Annotated in this window: 19 protein-coding genes and 1 tRNA gene; 3 read left to right on the plus strand and 17 right to left on the minus strand. The window is 64.9% G+C overall.

The window, feature by feature from the left end; translation table 11 throughout:
- Positions 1 to 239: 239 nt before the first annotated feature.
- The 3 genes from CH249_RS11060 to CH249_RS11070 form a co-directional block, all read right to left on the minus strand.
- Entirely contained in the window at positions 240 to 2,075 is a 1,836-nt protein-coding gene (locus CH249_RS11060; RefSeq protein ID WP_032396636.1) for an acyl-CoA dehydrogenase, read from the minus strand.
- Positions 2,076 to 2,154: 79 nt separating this feature from the next.
- Positions 2,155 to 2,778, minus strand: a complete 624-nt coding sequence (locus tag CH249_RS11065) for a bifunctional 2-polyprenyl-6-hydroxyphenol methylase/3-demethylubiquinol 3-O-methyltransferase UbiG (protein WP_094683420.1) — start codon at positions 2,776 to 2,778, stop codon at positions 2,155 to 2,157.
- 23 nt (positions 2,779 to 2,801) lie between these two features.
- Positions 2,802 to 3,890 carry a DUF4185 domain-containing protein gene (locus CH249_RS11070; protein ID WP_094683523.1) on the minus strand — a complete coding sequence of 363 codons (1,089 nt, stop codon included), beginning with the start codon at positions 3,888 to 3,890 and terminating at the stop codon, positions 2,802 to 2,804.
- A 159-nt stretch (positions 3,891 to 4,049) separates the two neighbouring features.
- On the opposite strand from CH249_RS11070, the gene CH249_RS11075 reads away from it, so the two are divergent.
- Positions 4,050 to 4,484 (plus strand): MarR family winged helix-turn-helix transcriptional regulator, encoded by a 435-nt coding sequence (locus CH249_RS11075; RefSeq protein WP_094646043.1) that lies wholly within the window; start codon positions 4,050 to 4,052, stop codon positions 4,482 to 4,484.
- Positions 4,485 to 4,487: 3 nt separating this feature from the next.
- Here CH249_RS11075 and CH249_RS27860 read toward each other — a convergent pair whose 3' ends face one another.
- From CH249_RS27860 to CH249_RS11095, 5 genes are all read right to left on the minus strand, one after another.
- Positions 4,488 to 4,649 (minus strand): hypothetical protein, encoded by a 162-nt coding sequence (locus CH249_RS27860; RefSeq protein WP_179273289.1) that lies wholly within the window; start codon positions 4,647 to 4,649, stop codon positions 4,488 to 4,490.
- A 195-nt stretch (positions 4,650 to 4,844) separates the two neighbouring features.
- Entirely contained in the window at positions 4,845 to 5,495 is a 651-nt protein-coding gene (locus CH249_RS11080; protein ID WP_045197245.1) for a DUF2064 domain-containing protein, read from the minus strand.
- The gene (locus CH249_RS11085; protein ID WP_032396632.1) at positions 5,492 to 6,145 is read right to left on the minus strand and encodes a glycosyltransferase; all 654 of its coding nucleotides are present in this window, start codon (positions 6,143 to 6,145) and stop codon (positions 5,492 to 5,494) included. The genes CH249_RS11080 and CH249_RS11085 overlap by 4 nt, the downstream gene beginning before the upstream one ends.
- Positions 6,138 to 7,196, minus strand: coding sequence for an NAD(P)-dependent oxidoreductase (locus CH249_RS11090; RefSeq protein WP_045197241.1), 1,059 nt, complete (start codon positions 7,194 to 7,196; stop codon positions 6,138 to 6,140). The genes CH249_RS11085 and CH249_RS11090 overlap by 8 nt, the downstream gene beginning before the upstream one ends.
- Complete coding sequence (locus CH249_RS11095) at positions 7,193 to 7,990, minus strand: S-methyl-5'-thioadenosine phosphorylase (RefSeq protein WP_032397237.1); 798 nt, start codon at positions 7,988 to 7,990, stop codon at positions 7,193 to 7,195. Before CH249_RS11095 ends, CH249_RS11090 begins: the two co-directional genes overlap by 4 nt.
- Before the next feature lie 78 nt (positions 7,991 to 8,068).
- On the opposite strand from CH249_RS11095, the gene CH249_RS11100 reads away from it, so the two are divergent.
- On the plus strand, positions 8,069 to 9,385 hold the full coding sequence (locus tag CH249_RS11100; RefSeq protein WP_052050023.1) for a hypothetical protein: 1,317 nt from the start codon (positions 8,069 to 8,071) through the stop codon (positions 9,383 to 9,385).
- Here CH249_RS11100 and CH249_RS11105 read toward each other — a convergent pair.
- The 5 genes from CH249_RS11105 to CH249_RS11125 all read right to left on the minus strand — a co-directional run bounded on the left by CH249_RS11105 (position 9,372) and on the right by CH249_RS11125 (position 14,782).
- Entirely contained in the window at positions 9,372 to 10,037 is a 666-nt protein-coding gene (locus tag CH249_RS11105; RefSeq protein WP_094630529.1) for a methyltransferase domain-containing protein, read from the minus strand. The genes CH249_RS11100 and CH249_RS11105 overlap by 14 nt on opposite strands.
- On the minus strand, positions 10,034 to 10,504 hold the full coding sequence (locus tag CH249_RS11110; RefSeq protein ID WP_032396629.1) for a hypothetical protein: 471 nt from the start codon (positions 10,502 to 10,504) through the stop codon (positions 10,034 to 10,036). Before CH249_RS11110 ends, CH249_RS11105 begins: the two co-directional genes overlap by 4 nt.
- A 90-nt stretch (positions 10,505 to 10,594) precedes the next feature.
- On the minus strand, positions 10,595 to 11,281 hold the full coding sequence (locus tag CH249_RS11115; RefSeq protein ID WP_045197236.1) for a hypothetical protein: 687 nt from the start codon (positions 11,279 to 11,281) through the stop codon (positions 10,595 to 10,597).
- Between the two features lie 163 nt (positions 11,282 to 11,444).
- Positions 11,445 to 13,031, minus strand: a complete 1,587-nt coding sequence (locus CH249_RS11120) for a GMC family oxidoreductase (protein ID WP_094683421.1) — start codon at positions 13,029 to 13,031, stop codon at positions 11,445 to 11,447.
- Positions 13,032 to 13,063: 32 nt separating this feature from the next.
- On the minus strand, positions 13,064 to 14,782 hold the full coding sequence (locus CH249_RS11125) for an aldehyde dehydrogenase family protein (protein WP_045200508.1): 1,719 nt from the start codon (positions 14,780 to 14,782) through the stop codon (positions 13,064 to 13,066).
- Positions 14,783 to 14,970: 188 nt separating this feature from the next.
- Between CH249_RS11125 and CH249_RS11130 the strand changes: the two genes are divergently transcribed.
- Complete coding sequence (locus CH249_RS11130) at positions 14,971 to 16,158, plus strand: CdaR family transcriptional regulator (RefSeq protein ID WP_032396626.1); 1,188 nt, start codon at positions 14,971 to 14,973, stop codon at positions 16,156 to 16,158.
- Positions 16,159 to 16,161: 3 nt separating this feature from the next.
- On the opposite strand, the gene CH249_RS11135 is transcribed toward CH249_RS11130, so the two are convergent.
- The 4 genes from CH249_RS11135 to CH249_RS11150 form a co-directional block, all read right to left on the minus strand.
- Positions 16,162 to 17,118, minus strand: coding sequence for a triacylglycerol lipase (locus tag CH249_RS11135; protein WP_094646038.1), 957 nt, complete (start codon positions 17,116 to 17,118; stop codon positions 16,162 to 16,164).
- 168 nt (positions 17,119 to 17,286) lie between these two features.
- Complete coding sequence (locus CH249_RS11140) at positions 17,287 to 18,138, minus strand: glycoside hydrolase family 16 protein (RefSeq protein WP_032396624.1); 852 nt, start codon at positions 18,136 to 18,138, stop codon at positions 17,287 to 17,289.
- 374 nt (positions 18,139 to 18,512) lie between these two features.
- A tRNA-Gly gene (locus CH249_RS11145) sits at positions 18,513 to 18,586 on the minus strand.
- 31 nt (positions 18,587 to 18,617) lie between these two features.
- Positions 18,618 to 20,399, minus strand: coding sequence for a bifunctional diguanylate cyclase/phosphodiesterase (locus tag CH249_RS11150; RefSeq protein WP_094646037.1), 1,782 nt, complete (start codon positions 20,397 to 20,399; stop codon positions 18,618 to 18,620).
- Positions 20,400 to 20,488 lie beyond the last annotated feature (89 nt).

The following is a 20,488-nucleotide window of genomic DNA, read 5'->3' on the forward strand; positions in this document are numbered from 1 at the left end:
CTCCGCAACCCGGACGAACGCGCGCGCGTTTGCGGCAGCCGGGACCCGCAACTGCGCAACCCTGACAAACGCGCGCGCTTTTGCTGAACGCGCGCGAAATTGCCTCAGGATCCTGCAGAATTCGCGTGCATCTGACGAATGCGCGCGCGTTTGCGGCAACCGGGCCCCACCCCACCATCCCCACCTCATGGCAACGGCCGCACCCGAGAACAGGTGCGGCCGTTGACGATGTCAGGCAATCAGAATGCTGCTTCGTCGAGTTCCATGATGTCGTTGTCGATGTTGGTGAGGATTGCTCGGGTGGAGGTGAGCTGCGGGAGGATGTTCTTGGCGAAGAACGAGGCCACGGCGACCTTGCCTTCGTAGAACGCCTTGTCCTTGCCCTCTGCACCGTTGTCGAGTGCGGCGATGGCGATTTCGGACTGACGCAGCAGCAGCCAGCCGATGAGCAGGTCACCGAAGCCCATGAGGAAGCGCACCGATGCCAGGCCGACCTTGTACAGCTCGGTGGGTTGGTCCTGTGCGCCCATGAGGTGCTGGGTCATCGAGGTGACGATGGCCTGCACGTCTTCGAGTGCGGTGGCGAGCAGTGCGCGCTCGGCCTTGAGTCGGCCGTTGCCTGCTTCGCTGTCGATGAACGACTTGATCTGTCCGGCAACGTGAGCGAGAGCCACGCCGCGGTCGCGGGCGATCTTGCGGAAGAAGAAGTCCTGCGCCTGGATGGCGGTGGTTCCCTCGTACAGCGAGTCGATCTTGGCGTCACGGATGTACTGCTCGAGCGGGTAGTCCTGGAGGAAGCCGGAGCCGCCCAGGGTCTGCAGGGACTCCGCGAGTACCTGGTAGGCGATTTCGGAGCCGACGCCCTTGACGATGGGCAGCAGGAGGTCGTTGACGCGGTACGCGATGTCGGTGTCTGCGTCCGAGACCTGCTTGGCGGTGATCGGATCCTGGTGTGCGGCGGTGTAGAGGTATACCGCGCGCAGGCCCTCCGAGTACGCCTTCTGCATCATGAGGCTGCGACGCACGTCGGGGTGGTGGGTGATGGTGACGCGAGGGGCGGTCTTGTCGGTCATCTGCGTCAGGTCAGCGCCCTGGACGCGCTCCTTGGCGTACTCGAGTGCGTTGAGGTAGCCGGTGGAGAGAGTGCCGATTGCCTTGGTGCCGACCATCATTCGAGCGTGCTCGATGACGTCGAACATCTGCGCGATGCCCTTGTGGACCTCGCCGACGAGCCAGCCCTTGGCGGGGACGCCATGGCCACCGAAGGTGAGCTCGCAGGTGGCGGAGGCCTTGAGGCCCATCTTGTGCTCGACGCCGGTGACGAATGCGCCGTTGCGCTCGCCCAGTTCGCCCTTCTCGAAGTCGAAGAGGATGGACGGTACGAAGAACAGGCTCAGGCCCTTGGTGCCCGGTCCGGCACCCTCGGGACGCGCGAGCACGAGGTGGAAGATGTTCTCGAACAGGTCGTCGGAGACAGCCGAGGTGATGAAGCGCTTGACGCCTTCGATGTGCCACGAGCCGTCGTCCTGCTTGATGGCCTTGGTGCGGCCTGCGCCGACGTCGGATCCGGCGTCGGGCTCGGTGAGCACCATGGTGGCACCCCAGCCGCGCTCGACGATGACCTTGGCCCATTCCTTCTGCTCATCGGTTCCGTTGTGGAACAGGATGTTCGCGAAGCCGGGGCCTGCGGAGTACATGAATGCTGCGGGCTGCGAGCCGAGGAGCATCTCGTTGATGCCCCACAGGAGGTTGCGAGGGGCTGCCATGCCGCCGACTTCTTCGTCGAGGCCGACACGCCACCACTCACCGTCGTAGAGCGCCTTGAACGACTTCTTGAAGGAGTCGGGCAGCTTCAGGCTGTGGGTTTCGGGGTCGAACACGGGCGGGTTGCGGTCGGCGTCCGCGAAGGACTCGGCCAGCGGTCCCTCGGCCAGGCGAACGACCTCGCGCAGCATGTCGCGGGCAACTTCGCCGTCCATGTCGCCGAAGTTGTCGCCTTCGAGGGTCTCGTCGAGTCCGAAGAGCTCGAAGAGGTTGAACTCGAGGTCCCGAAGGTTGCTCTTGTAATGGCCCATTGCTCGTTCGCTCTCCAGTCGGTGGTGCGGTCTCGTAAGTACCGCCCAAGTTAGCTACTCGTCGGTAACATAGGGGATGTTACCCCCGATCCGCTGTGCTGCCAAGGGGAGACCTACTCGCCAGTAGCAGTGCGTCCACGGCTGTGCCCTCGCTCACGTCGCGGTAGCGGTTCTCGGCAGTGACGATGGTCAATCGCGAGTCGATATCCGCCGTCAAATCCTCAGGCGTATAGAGGATTTCGGATTCCTGTGGTCCACCGGTGCCGGTCTCGATGTTGTCGGTGTGGTGCCCGAGAATCATGAGGATTCCGTCAGGTTTCAGCGCCGAAATTGCGGCGGACACGACCGTGCGACGTGCCTCCGGGGGCAAGTGGAGGTACAACATGAGAACCAGGTCATAGTTCGGTTCGGTTGACAATTGCGTCACATCGGCGTGCACCCAGGTCAGGCGCTCGCGCACCGACCGAGGTGCCGAGGCGGCGACACGGCTGGCCCTGTCCAGTGCCGTCGAGGAGAAGTCGACGGCGTCGACGGTCCAGCCGCGGGTGGCCAACCAGATGGCGTTTCGGCCCTGACCGGACGCGAGATCGAGTGCCCGACCACGCTTCAGCGTCGTCGCGACTTCCACCAGCGTTGCGTTCGGTGCCTCGCCGTACACGAGTTCTCGGCCTTCGTACTTGCGATCCCAGTCTGCGGCGTCCACCCGGGGAAGCCTAGTGGGGGTTTCTACAGCGTCGCGCGCAGCAGCAGCACGTTGTAGTTCTGGTAGACCGTCGCCAGGAAGTACAGGTCGCGGCCGGTCGAGTAGGGGTGGATGTACGGCGCGTAGATGGAGCTGACCTCGCGGGTGTCGACCAGAACCTCCGGCGCGCTCCACGGCCCGACGGGCGACGGCGAGCGTCGCAGCACGATCGAGTTGGCGTTGTCGGTGGTCAGCATCAGGTACTGACCGAGGGTCGCGTTGTACGCGACGGAGAGTTCGCCGACGCCCCCGACGATGGGTGCGGCTGCCGCCGGGTCGCCCTTCTTCCAGTCCTGGCCGGTCCAGTACTCGTACTCGCCGAGCCTGGCGATGTCCTGCTCCTTGACGCGAGCCACGTGACCGAGATTGAAGCGGCCTGGCGGGGTGCCGTACTGGTAGACGTAGCCGCCGTCCTTCAGGTACGCGCTCTGCTGGAAGTTGCGATCGCCGCCGACGCTCGGCCGCTGGGTCTCGGGTAGCGCTGCCCAGTTCTCCCCGTTGTCGTTCGACACTGCCAGGCCGGAGAAGTTGGTGTCCCAGGTTCCTGCGGGTCCCCAGTTCTTCACCGACATCAGGTTCAGGTACTGGCTGTCGCCGACGGCCACTCCTGCCGTCGGGATTCGACTGATCTCGACGAACGGAATCTTGGGGCTGGGGACGACCTCTTTGGTCTGGCCGATCGGGTCGAGTACGACGCTGTCGAAGTTCATGCCGTCGGCGAGGTTTCGGTCGTTGCTCCGCACGATGGCGTTGCTGCGCCACGACCACAGGCTGCCCTGCAGCAGGTTGGGTACGCCGAGTCCGGCGGTATCGCCGAAAGCCGTCAGCACCTCGCCGCGGCCGTTGTCCCACATGATGCCGAGGTCGGTGCCGATCATGTTGACGTTCTGGGTGTTGTTGGGGCTCGACATCCCGGTCACCTGAGCGACGGCTTGTGTGCGGCCGTTCAGTTGCGGCAGCCCGAACGTGCCGTTGAGGCCGGCGATGGGATTGACCGCGTTGGGATTGGCAAGTGCATTGGGGCCGGTGACCAGCAGCGATGTGGCCACGGAAATGACGGCAATGGTCAACATTCTCGAACCCACGCGACTCACGACGTTCTCCCCATTTCGATTCTCTCCCCGACAACCGGGAAGAACCATATCAGCGGTTTGTTCGAGAGGTAATAAGACGAGGTATCCGCTGTTTCGGGAAATCGGGCGATTGCACCTCGGTGTCGTAATCTGGACAACGTGAGTGATCTGCCCGATTCCCGGCTGGCGAGGGATTTGTCCGTCAGCGCGATGCGGCTGAATCGGAGACTCCGGCTGCGCCATTCCAGCGACAGATTGCCCGTCGCTCACCTGTCGATTCTGACGACGTTGCTCCGTGAGGGACCGATGACGACGGGCGAGTTGGCGGCGCGGGAGCGAATCAAGCCACCGTCGGTGTCCAGGTCGTCGCACGCCTTGGTCGAGTCGGGGCTGATCTGCCGGGAGCCCCATCCGACGGATGGCAGGCAGGTGGTTCTGCGGTTGACCGATGCCGGGACTGCGACTGCGCGTCAGGAGGTCGCAGCTCGGGAGATCGCGCTCGCAGAGCAACTGGACGAGTTGACGCCGCAGCAGCGGGAGACACTGGCCGCGGCGGCCCGTATTCTGACGGAGATCGTCGAACGGGTCGACTGACCGTCAGTTCTCGTGGTGAACTTCGTGATCGAGAGCCTCGACGTCCCATTCGATGGTGGACCCCAATTCTTCGGAGTCGCCCCGGCGCGCGACGCGGCCGAGGACGGTCGCGACGACTGTCGCGATCACCATCCATACGGCTACGCCTATCAACAACCCGGTCATGTCACACTTTCTAGCACCTGTGTCTGTGAAATCGCCGTGAAACGGTGGTTCGGATTTGTTGCGATTCGATATTGGTTGTTTACGGTCCGGCAATTCGGGCAGATCGAACGTGCTGTTCCACAACGGATGTGGAGATTTGGTGAAACCGGCCGAGCTCGGGTGGAAACAGACCTCTCGGAACGGATCGAAACCGGATCAATTACCCATTGCCATGACAGCAATACGGAATCTGCTGTTCGGTGCGCACAATTGTGCCACCGGGTCGAGATCGGACTCGAAGTCGACATCGCGCAATTCGGGGAGCATCGTGATCGACGCTCCTGCGGCGGTCAGAGCATCGAGCGTGTCGGTGCCCGTCGAGGGCGCAGACATGGGCACGTCGAGCAGGGACCGTGCCAGGTCGGGGTCACGCAGGCCCAGCGCCCACCAGCCACCGTCCTCGGCCGAGCCCAGTACGTCACTGCTGCCCAGTCGCGCCGCCGCGTCGGAGAGCAGTCGCGCCGTGACCTGGGGGGTGTCCATACCGATCTGCAGTACGGCACCGGAGGTGGCTGCGTCGGCGTGTGCATTCGCCAGTCGTTCGCCCAACCCGTCGCCGCGCTGTGCAATCACGGCGAACGACGCCAGAGCACGGGTGAGTTCGTCCGCGCGGGCGGCGTCGGCGAGGGAGCCGGTGAGGGCCACGACACGACGGTCGACGTCGGCGGCCGCAACGGCGTCGAGGGTGTCCAGCAGCGAGGCTGCGGCCAGCTCGGCGGCAGCTTCGTCGCCGATCGTGGCGGCGAGGCGTGTCTTGGCCAGCCCGGGAACGGGGGCTTTGGCGACGACGAGAGCGGTGACGGTCACGAGAGCACCTTCCAGAAATCTCGCACGGCGACGATCGTCCCCTTCACCGAGCCGGAGACCTTGGACGTACCTGCTGTCCGTGGCCGGTAGACCACGTCGTGTTCGACGACGGTCCAGCCGGCTTCGGCCGCCAGTACGAGCAACTGCAGCGGGTAGCCCGAGCGTCGGTCGGTGACGTCGAGGTCTAGCAGTGCCTGACGGCGTACTGCGCGGATCGCTCCCAGGTCGTGCACTGGCAGCTTGTACTTGGTGCGAAGTCGAAGTGCGAGAACGGCATTGCCGATCCTGGCGTGCAGGGGCGAGCTTCCCCTGTCCGGTCGGCGGCGACCGACGGCGAGGTCCGCGTGATCCAGGGCCGCCACGAGGGTCGGCAGGTCGAGTGGATCCATCGAACCGTCACCGTCGAGGACGCAGACGATGTCGGTGTCGGCCGCGACGACGCCTGCATGAACTGCTGCACCGTAACCGGGCACCGATTCGGAGACCACCGTTGCTCCGTGGGCAGCGGCGACGGCGGCGGTGGCGTCGGTCGAGTTGTTGTCCACCACGATCGTCAGGTAGCCCGCCGGGACCGAATCGAGCACTGCCGGAAGCGATTCGGCCTCGTTCATGCAGGGGATGACGACTGTGACGGACTTCGGTTCAGACACGGGGCGGTCCCGTGCCTTCGGCGTCGCGCAGCGGTGCGTCGGCGAAGGCGGTGAGACCGTCCCTCGGCATGATCGTCGCGCGGAATCCCAGGGTCTGTTCGGCCAACGCGGAACTGGCGACGATGTGCCGTACGTCGCCCGCCCTGTAGCGTCCGGTGATCTCGGGCGTCGGCCCGCCGCGTGCGTCGGCGAGGATGGTGGCGACCTCACCGATGGTGATCGGTTGTCCCGAGCAGACATTGAGGGCGGTGAAGCCGTCCAGCTCCGCCTCGATCGATGCGATGTTCGCGGCCGCCACGTCGTGCACGTGCACGAAATCGCGGGCCTGCTTGCCGTCCTCGTAGACCGTCGGGGCCCGACCGAGCTCGAGCGAAGACCGGAACATCGCCGCCACACCGGAGTACGGGGTGTTTCGCGGCATGTGCGGTCCGTACACGTTGTGGTACCGCAGTGCGATCACCGAGCCGCCCGTGGCGACCGCCCATGCGGAGGCGTAGTTCTCCTGTGCCAGCTTGCTCGCGGCGTAGGTACTTCTGGGCTCGAGCGTCGAATCCTCCTCGACCAGAAGCCAATCGAGAGGCTCGCCTGATATCGGGTCGCGATTGTCGAACAGTCCCGCGTCGAGGTCGGCTCGGGTGCGGGGCCGAGGAATCACCGTCTCACCGGACGAGTTGAGATACCGCCCTTCGCCGTAGACGACCATCGACGACGCGAGAACCAGGCGCGAACACCCCGCCTCGTACATTGCCGCGAGCAGAACCGCCGTCCCGTAGTCGTTGTGACTGGCGTAGGCCGGGGCATCTGCGGCATCGACGCCCGCTCCGACGACTGCGGCCTGGTGACACACGACGTCCACCCCGCGCAATACGTCGACGAGCGAGTCCTTGTCGCGCACATCGAGATCGATGATCCCGTCGGCTCGCGCTCCTGGGCCGTGAGCCGACTCCAGCATGGCGTCGACGGCGACGATCTCGAGATCGGAATCGCGGGCGGCGTCGAGAATGTGGCCACCGATGAATCCGGCTGCGCCGGTGAGCAGTACCCGCGTCATGGCAGTTCGATCGGCAGCGTGAGGCCGGTGTGCACTCGACACGTCGGGCAGTCACCGGTGGGAGCGTCGCGGACGGCCGAGCGCACCAGTGCTTTGAGCGGCTCGATGTTCTTCTGGAATTCGGCGAACACGTCCACTGCCTTGACGCCCTGGCCGGACTCGATCCCTGCGTCGAGGTCGGTCACCAATGCGATCGGCGCGTAGCAGAGTTCGAGTTCGCGAGCCAGGACCGCCTCGGGGTGGCCGGTCATGTTCACCAGCGTCCAACCCTGGCGGGCGAACCATTGGCTCTCGGCGCGCGTGGAGAACCGAGGACCTTCGACGACGACCATGACGCCGCCGTCGATCGCCGAGTCCTGGACAGCGGACTTCCTCAACGTGGGGCAGTAGGGGTCTGCGAATTCGACGTGTATTCCGCCTTCGTCGAAGTAGGTCTGCGCACGCCCGGAGGTTCGGTCGACGAGTTGATCGGGGATCACGACTGTCCCCGGACCGTATTCGGACACCAGGGATCCGACCGCGCATGGGGCGAACACTCGGCTCACCCCGAGCATCCGCAGCGCCCACATGTTGGCGCGATACGGCAACGTGTGCGGTGAGTACTCGTGATTCCGGCCGTGTCTGGGCAGAAACGCGACTCGCCGACCTTCGACCTCACCCAACGTGATCGGGGCGCTCGGAGCGCCGTAGGGGGTGTCGAGCACGACCTCCTCGGCATCGTCGGCGAAGAACGAATAGAAGCCGCTGCCGCCGATGACGGCTATCTCGGCCCGTCCCTTCGCGTCGTTGTTCATCTGCTCATCCTCCATCACCGTCGGTCGATATGCTGGTCCGAAGTCGTGGTCGCCTCGAGTCCGCAGGGAGAAAAGACTATCCGTTACTGGAGAGAAGCCGTCGCCGGCACGTTGGCCGTCGTGCTCGTCGTGGTCGCGTTCGTCGTTCCGTACCTGGGCAACGAACTCGTCACTCCCATCATCAACAGAACTCCGCAGCAGGTGCGTGATTTCGCCGATGCGGCACCGCTGTTCGGCTTCCGTGAGATTCACGTGGGATGGGGGACTCCCGTCGCCGTTCTGATCGCCGTGGCCACCGTGTTGTGGGGGCCGACGGTGGCACGTCGACTGTCGTGGACGCGACTGCTGTTCCTCGTGTGGGGTGCGTCGGCGGCCTGGACGATGTCGCTGGCGATGGTGGACGGTTGGAAGCGCGGCTTCGTCGACCGGCTGGCGTCGACGGACGAGTACCTGCACGAGGTGCCCGGTGTCACCGACATTCCGGCCACGCTCCGCGGGTTCTCCGAGCGGATCCTGGACTACCAGGCCGATTCGTGGACGACGCATGTGTCGGGTCATCCACCGGGCGCATTGCTCACCTTCGTGTGGCTCGATCGTCTCGGCCTCGGCGGTGGAGCCTGGGCGGCGACGCTGTGCGTGCTGGTCGGTACGAGTGCCGCCGTCGCGCTGGTGCTGACACTGAAGGTGCTCGGTGACGAGAACATCGCGCGGCGTGCAGCACCGTTCGTGGCGATCGCCCCGGCGGCGATCTGGATCGCCGTCTCGGCGGATGCGTTCTATGCCGGTGTTGCCGCGTGGGGCGTTGCGTTGCTGGCGATCTCCACGAAGCGGTACCTGTGGCCGGCGTCGATCGGTGCTGGAGTGCTGCTCGGTTTCGGTATCTACCTCAACTACGGGCTGGTGCTGATGGGCCTGCCTGCGGTCGCGGTGTTGATTGCCGGGCGGAGGATTCTGCCGTTGGTGGGCGCGCTGATCGGTGCACTGATCGTCGCGGGGATCTTCACGGCGTACGGATTCTGGTGGTACGACGGCTACTTGCTGGTGCAGGAGCGCTACTACCAGGGCATCGCGAAGGACCGTCCGTTCGAGTACTGGGGTTGGGCGAATTTCGCGGCGCTGTTCTGTGCGCTGGGTGTTGCTGTGCCCGCGGCGTTCCCACGGATTCTCACCCGGCTCGAACCGATCAATCTGTTGGTGATCGGCGGTGTCGCTGCGGTGGTGATGGCGGATCTGAGTCAGTTGAGCAAGGCCGAGACCGAGAGAATCTGGTTGCCCTTCGCAATGTGGATGCTGATCGCGCCCGCTGTGTTGCCGATCAGGACGCATCGCTTCTGGTTGGCGCTGCAGGTGATCGGTGCATTGGCGATCAATCATCTGCTGTTCACGAACTGGTGAGCGGAGCCAGCGTCATCTGAGCGAACCAGCGCCCGTCGATCGGTGCCACGTCGACCACTCGAAGGCCGGCGGCATTGGCGAGATCCGCTGTGGCGTCGGCGCTGACGCTCGACCAGGCGAACCAATCGCCGACCATGGTGTCGGTTTCCCACCGAACGGTGCGGTGACGAATTCCTGTGTCGCTGGGCGCGTCCACTTCCGCGATGACGGCTCCGTGGGGTGCGAGCAGGTCGGCCGCCCGGCGGAGCAGACGCACCGGGTCGCCCCCGATGCCGATGTTGCCGTCCGCGAGGAGGACACACGACCAGTTGCCGGTGTCGGGCAGTGGCTCGAACAGGTCGCGGAGAACGGCGTTGCCGCCGCGCCCGATGGTCAGATCGACTGCTGTTCGGGATGTGTCGACACCGAGTGCCGAGACGCCGCGTCGCGCAAGTGCTTCGGTGAGTCGACCCGGCCCGCAGCCGAGATCGATGGTGGGGCCGGTACATCGGCTGAGCATGGCGTGATCCGCGCGGCGATCCTCGGCTGACGAGGCGCTGCCGCCCATCCACCGCGCGGTGGGAAGTTGCTCCCTGCTGCCGTCGGAATCGCCTATCCAGCAGGGTAGTCCGGCTGCTGCGCGGTTGAAGAGTGTATCGGCGGTGACGCTCATGCTCGGCTCCGTACGAGAGTCCATCGGATGAAGTAGGCGGCGGCGCTCACGGTGAACAACACCGCGGTCAGCGCGAGCCAACGTCCGAGAAAGGGTTCCTGGGTCAAACCGGTTGCGGCCCGATAGGATTCCGCACCCTGGGAGAGTATCCCGGGGAAGAACATCAGAAACGTCAGTGCTGTCCCGAGAGCGGGAACGCGAACGTAGTTCACCGGTGACACGGCCAGGTGGCGGCTCGGAATGCTGGTGAGGAGCCGATCGGCCAGTGAGTAGAGCGGGAACAGTACTGCGTCGTGCAGCAGTACCGATCCGAAGAACCACACGAGAACGGATTTCCACCACACGTCGCTGTTCCACAGAGTCTGCGGCCCTGCGAGTGTGACGACGTAGCCGACGAGGGCGAACGAGAGCAGCAGACCGACCGCATGCAGCGGGTGCCCGCCGTAGATCTTCGTGAACGCTCTCATCGGTCGGCTCCTGGTCCTGCGATGCAAACACCCGTGCGCGAGAGCCACCGTCGTCGACGGTGACGCCTCGCGCACGGGGTCAGGAAACTGTTATGCAGCGGTGTTGATGGTGATGGTCGCAACGCCCACGAGCAGTCCCGGGGTCACAGCATCGGTGTTGAAGGTGCTGTTGAGCAGTCCGGCAGCGGTCTCCGAGATCTTCACCTGGGTGCCCTGCAGGATTGCAGTGTTGTCGGGTCCGGTAGCGAGCGGCTGCAGGGTGCGGCCGTCGAGATCGAACAGCACTGCGTCTGCGGCTGCTTCTTCGCCGTTGACCAAGACGTCACCGGTGAGGAGCGACGTGCCGGGGTCGATGTCGAAGTTGGTGAGCTCGACGACGGTCTCGCCTGCGGTCAGCGAAAGGCCGCTGCCGTCGTGGTTGATCTCGCCCTGGACGTAGGGATCGACGGTGCCAGGCTCCCAGTACTTGACGTCTCCGCCGGTGATCGGGAAGCGGATGGATCCGTCTGCGAGAGTGGCGGTTCCGACGACACCGGGCGTGAGGCCCAGGGTGGTCAGTGCACCGGTGAAGCCGGGATCGAGCGCAACTGCGGTGTCGACACCGGTGAGGTTGTCGACCTCGGCTGCGGGCTCGGGGGTGCTCTCCACTGCTTCTGCTGCCGAAGAGGTGGCTGCGTCGACAGTGTCGGACGCTTCCTCGCTGGAGCATGCGGCAAGCGGGACGATGGTGAGTGCACCGATTGCGGTGGCGGCCAAAGCTTTACGAACAGTGAACATGTCGGTCAACCTTCCGTGCTCGTCTCTCGAGCGTTGTGGGTCATTCGGCGCTGCTTGCCGAGCGGATGGGTTCCATCTCGATCCCCTGCAAGGGAGCGTGTCCACCTGTTACCCGACAAACCGGACTGCCAAACCGGAAATTTTCCGAAGGTTCACTCGCGGATCAACGAAGGATCAAGTCCGCTGCTCGTTCGCCGATCACCACCGACGGCGCGTGCGTGTGTCCGCGGATGATGCTCGGCATGATCGACGCGTCGGCGACGCGAAGGCGGTCGACGCCCCGTACCCGCAACTCGGCATCGACGACACTGTCGGCGTCGTTGCCCATACGGGCAGTGCCCACGGGGTGATACAGCGTGTGCGCATTCTGCTCGAGAGCCTCGGTGAGCAGGTCCGCCGGGGAGATGTTCGACGCCACCCTCGGGCGTACGACGTCGCCGAGCAGTCCCTTCAGAGCGGGTGTTTCGGAGATCGCGATGCATGCCCGAAGGCCTTCGATCATCGCCCGGCGGTCGAGGCCCTCCGGATCGCCGAGGTAGTGCGGTTCGACGATGGGCTTGGCCGTCGGGTCGGACGACCGGAGGGTGATCTCGCCGCGGCTCTCCGGTTTGAGGAGCACCGTTCCGATGACGGCGGCATGGGAGTCCTGCGCGATGAGTCCCTCGTCGAAGAAGGGTGCAGGGCCGAAGATGACTTCGAGATCGGGCAGGGCGAGGTCCTCGCGGCTCTTGACGAAACCGTAGGCCTCGGCGACGTTGGAGGTCAGCATGCCGCGTCGGCGTGCGAGGTAGTTGACCAGCTCCGGGATCTTCTCGGCGTGGAAGAGCGAGTCGGTTTCGGTCTTCCAGCCGATGAGTGCGGCCAGATGGTCGATCAGGTTCTGTCCGACTCCGGGTGAGTGATGCCGGACCGCGATGCCGTGCGACTTCAGCTGTTCCTGGTCGCCGATGCCCGAGAGCATCAGCAGTTGCGGGGTGTTGATCGCTCCGCCGGACAGTACGACTTCTTTGCGTGCACGAACGGTGTGTACTGCGCCGCCCGAGGTGTATTCGACGCCCACCGCGGCACTGCCCTCGAAGAGGACGCGAGTGGCCTGCGCATCGGTGAGGATGGTGAGGTTCTTGCGCTTCTTAGCCGGTCGTAGGTACGCATCGGCGGTGCTCCACCGTGCGCCGCGCTTCTGGTTGACCATCGTGCGGCTGAAGCCCCTGGGTTCGGGCAGGTTTGCCGTCTCCACCGGATAACCGGCCTCCTCGACGGCGTCGAGGAAGGACGACGTCAGGGCACGGGGACTGCGCTGGTGCGAAACGACGAGCGGGCCGTCCGTACCGGAGTCGAGTTCGGTTGTCCCCTCGATGTTCTCGATCTTGCGGAAGTAGCCGACGAGGTTGCGGAACGACCAGGAGTCGTCGGAGACTGCCGCCCAGTCGTCGTAGTCTGCGGCGAATCCGCGCACCCACATCATGGCATTCATGGACGACGAGCCACCGAGCATCTTGCCGCGCGGCCAGTAGATGCTGCGATCGCGCAGTTCCGGTTGCGGTTCGGTGAGGTAGTCCCAATCGACCTCGCTGCGAAAGAGTTTGGAGAATGCAGCGGGAATGTGGGCGAACTTGTTCTTGTCCTCGGGGCCGGCCTCGAGCAGGATCACCTCGTTGCGTGGGTCTGCGCTGAGGCGATTGGCCACCACCGCGCCTGCCGAACCTGCGCCCACCACGATGTAGTCGGCCGTCGTGCGCTGAGAGCTCATGATTGTCCTTCGATCGTCGTCGACGCTGGGTTCTACCCGCGCAGGGCGGAGGCGAAAATTGCCGGCAGCTTGGACCAGGACGGTGCGCCCGCGAATGCGGTGAGCAGCTTGCCGGTCGATGCTGCGGTCTTGTTGGTGACGAACCACGGTGGCTTCGGCGAGATGGAGAGTTCGCCGTTGACCAGCGAGCGCGGCAGTGGCCGGAAAGGCCCGCGCACCACTGTTCGCTCGGCCCCGTCGATCAGTAATGCGTTGTGCACGACGCCGATTCCGCTCTGCACGTCGTCGACGGTGTGGCCGGGGAATGCGCCCCAGGTGGCCGCTGCGGTGAGGAATCCGATGGCCGTCCAGGCGTTGACGGCGATGGTGCCGTACCGGAGGTCGGCGAGCATGGTGTCGAACTTCTCCCCGAGTCCCTTGATGGTGCCGGGGGTGCCGATGATGTTGATGCCGAGTGTTCCGGTGAATTCCTCGTTCGCGGCCTGTACCGCCTTGGCGGCGAATGCTGCTCCGCTGTAAGGCAATTCGATGATACCCATGACCGGTGCGAAGTACTCGGTCTGCAGCAGCGGTGCGTATTCGCCGGGGTTCAGATCGGTGATGAGCACGCGGCCGCCGCGTTCACCGAGGCGTTCGGCGGACGGGTAGGTGGCGGTGGCGTCGGACACTCGCTTGTCGCTGCCGGGGTAGTAGGGCGTTCGTGCCGGAGCGCGGTCGAGGGCGGCGCGCAGGGCGGCGACGAATTGGTCGCGCTGCTTCCATTCCGAGGACAGTACGACGACCTGCGAAGCGACACAGTTGTATCCACTGTTGTGCAGGCGTTGGGTGGCGATGTGTTCGGCCTGGAACTCGATGTCGGCTCGGCTCCACTCACCGGGCAGAACGATGGTGGGCGAGACTCCGCCGAGTTCGCTGGAGATCTCCTTGGTGAGGATCGGGTCGTTGGCCGCCTTGCGCGCAGCTCCGTCCGGGCCGGGACCGAAGACGATCGCGTCGTGCGTGATGGCGCTGCCGGTCATGTGGACGTGGTCGACGGACGAGTGCTGGACCAGGTAGGTGCCCACGTCGGCTCCTCCGGTGAGCAGACGCAGTGCGCCGATGTCGACGAGCGGGGCGAGGATCTTCTCGAACACGGGCAGCAGCGGATCCATGATGGGGTTGAGCTTGAGTGCGACGACCCGGTTGAACGCGATCAGTTCGTACAACGCGTCCAGCGGCGCGATCGAGGTGATGTTGCCTGCGCCGAGAACCACTCCGATGCCTGCGGTGCGGGTGGGATCGAGCTGGGCGAGACCCGCGGTCCGCTGTGCGGTTGCACGGTCGATTCCGGGCTTCAGCCACACCTCGGCGCTGAACCCGTTGAGCAGGAGTCGCTCGAAGATGTTGAGGGGCAGCACCGACACCGTCGTGCGCCCACCGGGTGCCGTGCCGAACTTCGCACCGGCCAGTGGGCTGGTGCCTGCTTCGAGCGCCGCGAGTGTGTGCGCCACGGTGCCGAGTCCGTTGAGGAACGAGTACGGACCCGACAGCCATTCTTCTCCGACGAGGCTGGACGAGGCGTCGAGTCCCTTGATCGACGTTGCCGCCGTCACCCACTCCTGCGCGTGAGCTGTGGTCAGCGCATGCACACGTTCGAGGAGCGCTCGGCGTTCGGCCAGGGTGAGGCGTTCCCAGTTCTTCTCTCCCGCGGACAGATCGGCGAGTGCGGAGTCGACTGCCTCGGTTGGTCCCGTCGTCGGTACGGATTGCAGGTGTGGGGTGACGTCGCTGGTCAACTTCTCGGCTCCACTCGTCGTTCGGGTACACGGCTTCACTGTGATTGTGGTCGCACTCGGGCGCGGGACGCTATGGGCCGGGGGCCTCAATCGGATGCGACAGTTTGTGCCACCGCACAATTTCGCTGTGGCGTGGCTTACACGGGTACGGCTAGAGTTCGGTCATGACCGCGACCGAGTTCGATGTGCATCCGTCACCGACCGATCTGGCCGCGACGATGCTCGACGGCGTCGACGATCTCGCGACCGAGCTGGTGCGACGCATCCTGGGGGCCGAGCACGCCTACCTCGAATCGACGCTGCTCACCACCGAGCAGCTCTACGAGGCGTCGCGGAGCAATCTGGCCTCGATGTTGGGCAAGCTGTCCGGTCGTGCTCCCATGCGGCTCGAGTCGGCGCGGGACGCGGGCCGGCTCAAGGCCGAGCAGGGGGTACCGCTGGCTGCCCTGCTGCACGCCTTTCGGCTGGGCGGCAGGTTGGTCTGGGACGAGTTGATGGAACGCTCGGACGGCCGGGCGAGTCATGCGCTGCTGGACATGGCCGCTCAGGTCTGGGCGTTGGTCGACGTGTACTCCGACGAGGCAGCGGAAGCCTATCGAGAGAGCGCCGACATGCGTGCGCGCGAAAGCGCCGAAGCTCGTGGACGCCTCATCCGCGTGCTCTTCGCCGATCACGGCGCGAATCCGACTGCGGCGGCGGACGCGTTGCGAACGTTCCGCATTCCCGACCACGGCTACTTCGCGGTGGTCTCGCAGGAGCCGTTGACCGCAGCGATGGGGATCGACGGATTGATCGCCCGCCTCCGTACCGCGGGTGCCGAATCGGTGTGGGACGCCGAGGTGGACGGTACCGTCGGGCTCATCTGTGCCGCAACGGAATCGGAGATCGACTCCGCTGTGGTCACGCTGAGCGAGCTGTGTCCGGGGCGGGTCGGGGTGAGCTCGGTGTTCCGGTCGCCGTCGGGTATCGGTGACGCCGTCGGCCAGGCCCGGCTGGCGCGGTCGTGCACCTCGGGCGAGGCATCACCGCCCGCACCGGTGCGCTACGACTCGGTGCCGGTGCCGCTGCTGCTGGTCCGCGATCCGAAATCGGGCCGGATCGCCTCCCGTCAGATACTCGGCGATCTGCTGGCGTTGCCGCGAGCCGAACGGCAGAGCCTGCTCGATACTCTCGACGCCTGGTTCTCCTGCGGCGGTTCCACCCGCGATGCCGCCGAATCGCTGCACTACCACCGGAACACGGTGTTGTATCGGCTACGTCGAATCGCCGAGCTCACCGGTCGCGACTTTCGTGATCCGATCCAGGCCGCCGAACTGTACGTCGGGCTCAGGGCGTATCAGCTCCTGACCTGAGGATCAGTGGCTGGCGAGGACGACGTCGAGGATTCCGGCTCCCAGCGGCACCGGTACGCAGGTCGGGGGACGCGCGTTCGCCGGGTCGAGGGCGTTGAGCGCCAGCCGCAGCGCGGTGGGATCGTAGGTGAACGTGAAGTGCGCTACCTCGGTATCGGGGCACACGTCCTGCACCACGATGTTGTGCGCTCCCGGATCTCGAAGCAGCGCATTGGTGTACGGCTGAATCACTTCGTCGACCCGTGTTGCGATGGAGGTGTACTCCACCCCGGGCACGGTGTCGCCGCCGGCGTTGAGCCGATCGAGAAAGTCGGATCCGGCCATCAGTTGGGCGAGGCCAGGACCGAATTCGCTTGCCAGGACACCGGTTGCACCCGGCACCGCCTGCACGACGGGCGCTACTCCGTACATGGTGCCGCCGTACGTCGGCGATGCGATTCCCACCCATCGATCGACGACGTCGGCGCCGCCCAGTCTGTTGACGAAGTATCGAGCCACCGCGGCACCCTGGGAGTAGCCGACCACGTCGACTGCGGCGGCACCGGTTGCCTGGAGTATCGACGACGTCATCGCCTTCAGTTGCGCTGCACTGTCTTCGATGACGCCGTACCCGTTGGATCTGCCGTCCGGCGACGTGCCGTAGTTGATGGCGAAGACACAGAAGCCTGCTGCTTTCAGGATCGGCGCGAAGCCTGCCCAGTCGGCGTACGCGGTGGCATCGGTGCCGTGCACCAGGACGACAGGATTCGGGTGGGCTGCGGTGGGTGTGCAGCTCATGTCGTTGGCTCCGGGCGGGGCGGCGTCGCGGTTCGATGCCGAGTAGCGGATGGCATCGGCGTGGTCGGGTTGCTCGGGGGCGGCGGCGATGGGCATCACGGGCCCGGCGTGTGCGGAAGGCGCAAGCAGTGCGGTGGCAGCGGCGATGACGAGGGTGATCAGACTCCGCCGTGGCCCGCGCATGAACAGACGATATTCCCCTGACTGTGGAATGTCCCTATGACGAGACGACGTCGCTGAGAAAAGTCACAAGAATTGTTCTGCCGTCGAAACCGTGCCGATTGCGCACACCGCACGGGGCCCAGCCGTGGTGGCTGGGCCCCGTGTGGACAGGAAGTGCTGCTCTGCAGGTCAGAGGCGACTCACGCGTAGCCAGTCGACACTCATCGTCTGCGGGTACGGCGTGCTGTTCGGTGTCTTGCCGACCCAGTTGTTGCCGACGGCGACGTTGAAGAGGATGTAGTGCGGCCACGAGCCCGAGAACGCTTTCCAGTTGCCGCCCTTCGCCTCGTACTGGGCCTGGGTGAGGGAGAACCGAGCGACTCCGTCGACGAACCAGGTGATGCTGTTGGGCAACCAGTCGATTCGGTATGTGTGGAATCCGTTGTTGACCGGATTCATACTTCCGCCGGTCTTCGTATCTTGATTGGAGTTCCACTTGGAGGGGCCGTGCAAATTGAATGACGGCCCGTACAGCCCGGGAATTTCGACGATGTCCACTTCCCCTTGGCTGGGCCATGAATATTCGCCACCGGGTTGGAGACCGAGGGTCCAGAATGCGGGTAGCAGACCCTGGGCGCTCGGCATTTTGATCGATGCTTCGATGCGCACCGGCGGCGTCACCGATTGCTTGCCCATGCTGACCACGCGGGCGCTGGTGAAGTTGTACGGTGCCCGCTTGCGGTCGGGTGCGTTCTCCCGACGCGCGGTGATGTTCAGTGAGCCGTTGAACTGGTTGGCGTTGTTCCAGGAATCTGTATAGTACTGCTGCTCACCGGAACTCGCGCCCCAGCGGCCGGTCTGAAATCCCCATTTGGCGGGGTCGGGTCCACCGTATCCGTTGAATTGATCCTCCCACAGAAGGGTTCCGGCTCCGCCTTGGGTTCTCGGAGGTGTGGCCAGTGACGGGGCGGCGGTCGCCGACGAGACGGCCACGGCCATCGTCGTCAGGGTGACCGCGACAATTGTCGAAAGTGATCGCATGAGGGGGATTCCTGTCAGGTCATTTGTCGGTGAAAAGATGTCGACATTTGATTTCTAGCACGGCGAAGAAGGCGGAAGAAGTTTCTTCGGAAATGCAGGAATTCTTGCGAATACAATGAATGAATTCGCACATGCTACCGGTCGGTAGCAAGGGTATCGACCAATATTGAGCGGTGGTCGGTTTGTTTCAGGAGTGACCGCAGTGACTGTGCAGCGTCTGTGAGTTCAGCGATACGGACGAGACGGGAGCAAATCGGATGGGCAGGAGTGGAGCCTGCAGGAACGACCAGGATGGGCAGGAGTGGAGCCTGCAGGAACGACCGGGATGGGCAGGAGTGGAGCCTGCAGGAGGACGGCCCGAGGTGGGCGGTCGGTGGAGCCGGTGACGGGAATCGAACCCGCCTCTCAACCTTGGGAAGGTCGCGTTCTACCAATGAACTACACCGGCGTGTGGTGCGGATGTCAGGTTATCAGGATGGTCAGATGTCGATGCGCACGCCGTGGAGGAGTTCGAGTGCGTCGTCGGCCGGCACCGGTTTGGAGAACAGGTATCCCTGCGCGCGGGTGCATCCCAGTTCGATCAGGGTTCTTCTGGCGCTCTGTGTTTCGACGCCTTCGGCGATGATGGTCAGCCCGAAGGCGCGGGCGAGTCCGATGATGGACTGAACGATCGCGAGGTCGCCGGTGTTCTCGTTGCCGAGGTCGGTGACGAAGGCACGGTCGATCTTGAGTGCGTCGACGGGGAGTTCCTTGAGGTGTGACAGGGAGCTGTATCCGGTGCCGAAGTCGTCTATCGCCACTTGCACGCCGAGTTCGTGGAGTTCGCTCAGTGTCACGCGGGTGCGGGAAAGGTCCTGTACCACTGCCACTTCGGTGATCTCGAGGCACAGGTCGGGCCCGGCTATCGAGAATTCCGTGAGTGCTCTGGCGACGGCACTGACGAATCCGTTGGTGACGAGTTGGACGGGGGAGATGTTGACGCGCATCGCGATGTCGAGGTGGGGGATCTCGCGTTGCCAGTCGGCGAGGGTGCGGCAGGCGTGGTCGAGGACCCAGCGACCGAGTTCACCGGCGAGGTTGGTCTCCTCGGCGACCGGAATGAATGCGGACGGGGGGAGCAGTCCGCGGGTGGGGTGTTGCCATCGGACCAAGGCTTCGACCGCGGTGATGCGTCCGGTCACCAGGTCCACCTCGGGTTGGAAGTGCAGGGTGAGCGAGTCGCCCGCGATGGCTTCGCGCAGGTGGATCTCGACGTCGTTGCGGAGTTCGGCGTCGGCGTGCATCTCTTCGGTGAACAGGGCGATGTCGTGGCCGCCTGCGCGTTTGGCCACCAGGGCGGCCTGATCTGCCTGCCGCAGAAGCGACTCGGCGGTGTGCTTGCCGGGCTGGCCGAAGGCGATTCCGATGCTCGCGCTTCTGCTGATGCGTTCGACTCCGAGGGTGACGGGGGCGTTCACGGCTTCGGCGATCATCTCGGCGTGGTGTGTTGCGACGCGGGCCGAGCACGGCCCGGCCAGTACCACCAGGAACTCGTCGCCGCCCAGGCGTGCGACGAGACCGGCCGACCTGCCGACGAAGCTCTGCAGTCGATCGGCGATGGTCTCGAGGTAGTGGTCTCCGGCCAGGTGGCCCAGAAAATCGTTCAGTGCTTTGAGTCGATCGAGATCGATGTGCATCACGGCGACGGGGCCGGGCATGGACGGGTCGAGTCGTTCGCGGAGGTGTTGTGCGAGAGCCGTGCGGTTCGGCAGTTTGGTCAGCGGGTCGTGCTGTGCCGAGAATCGGAGTTGCTCCTCGGCGATCACCCGTGCCTGCAGTTGAGAGAGCAGTGCCGCAATTGCTTTGAGCGCGTTGAGTTCTGCCTCGGACCAGCTTCGGTCACCGATCTTGATGAAGCCGAGGATGCCGGTGGTGCGTTCGGAGTGCAGCAGTGGCACGACGGCCATCGAGGTCGCGGAGAATCCCGACCCCTGCTCGACGCGTCGACGGTAGTCCTCCTGTTCCGGATCCGGCCGAAACACTGCCGGTTCGGTCAGTGTCTCGGCCAGGCGGAATACCGAGTCTGCGTCGTCGAAGTAGACCACAGCCAGTGGATCCGGATCGGGCACGCTCAGTCGCGGTGGCCATTCCGCGGTGAGTCTGGTGGCCCTGGCCTCGAAGTCGTTGTGTCGGAGGAAGCTGAAGTCGATGCCGAGGTAGTCCACGAGTTGCCGCAGCACGGATTCGTAGGCCTCGCGCACCGTCGCCGCATCGACTCCCATGAGTTCGGTCGCGACGCCGGTGACGAGGACCTCGAGCGTCCGTTTGTGCTCCAGGGCCCTACTCCCGCCTCTCGTAGACTCAGTGCAGG

This window comes from Rhodococcus sp. 05-2255-3B1 (genome assembly GCF_002258545.1).
In the GTDB taxonomy this organism is placed as follows: Bacteria; Actinomycetota; Actinomycetes; order Mycobacteriales; family Mycobacteriaceae; genus Rhodococcoides.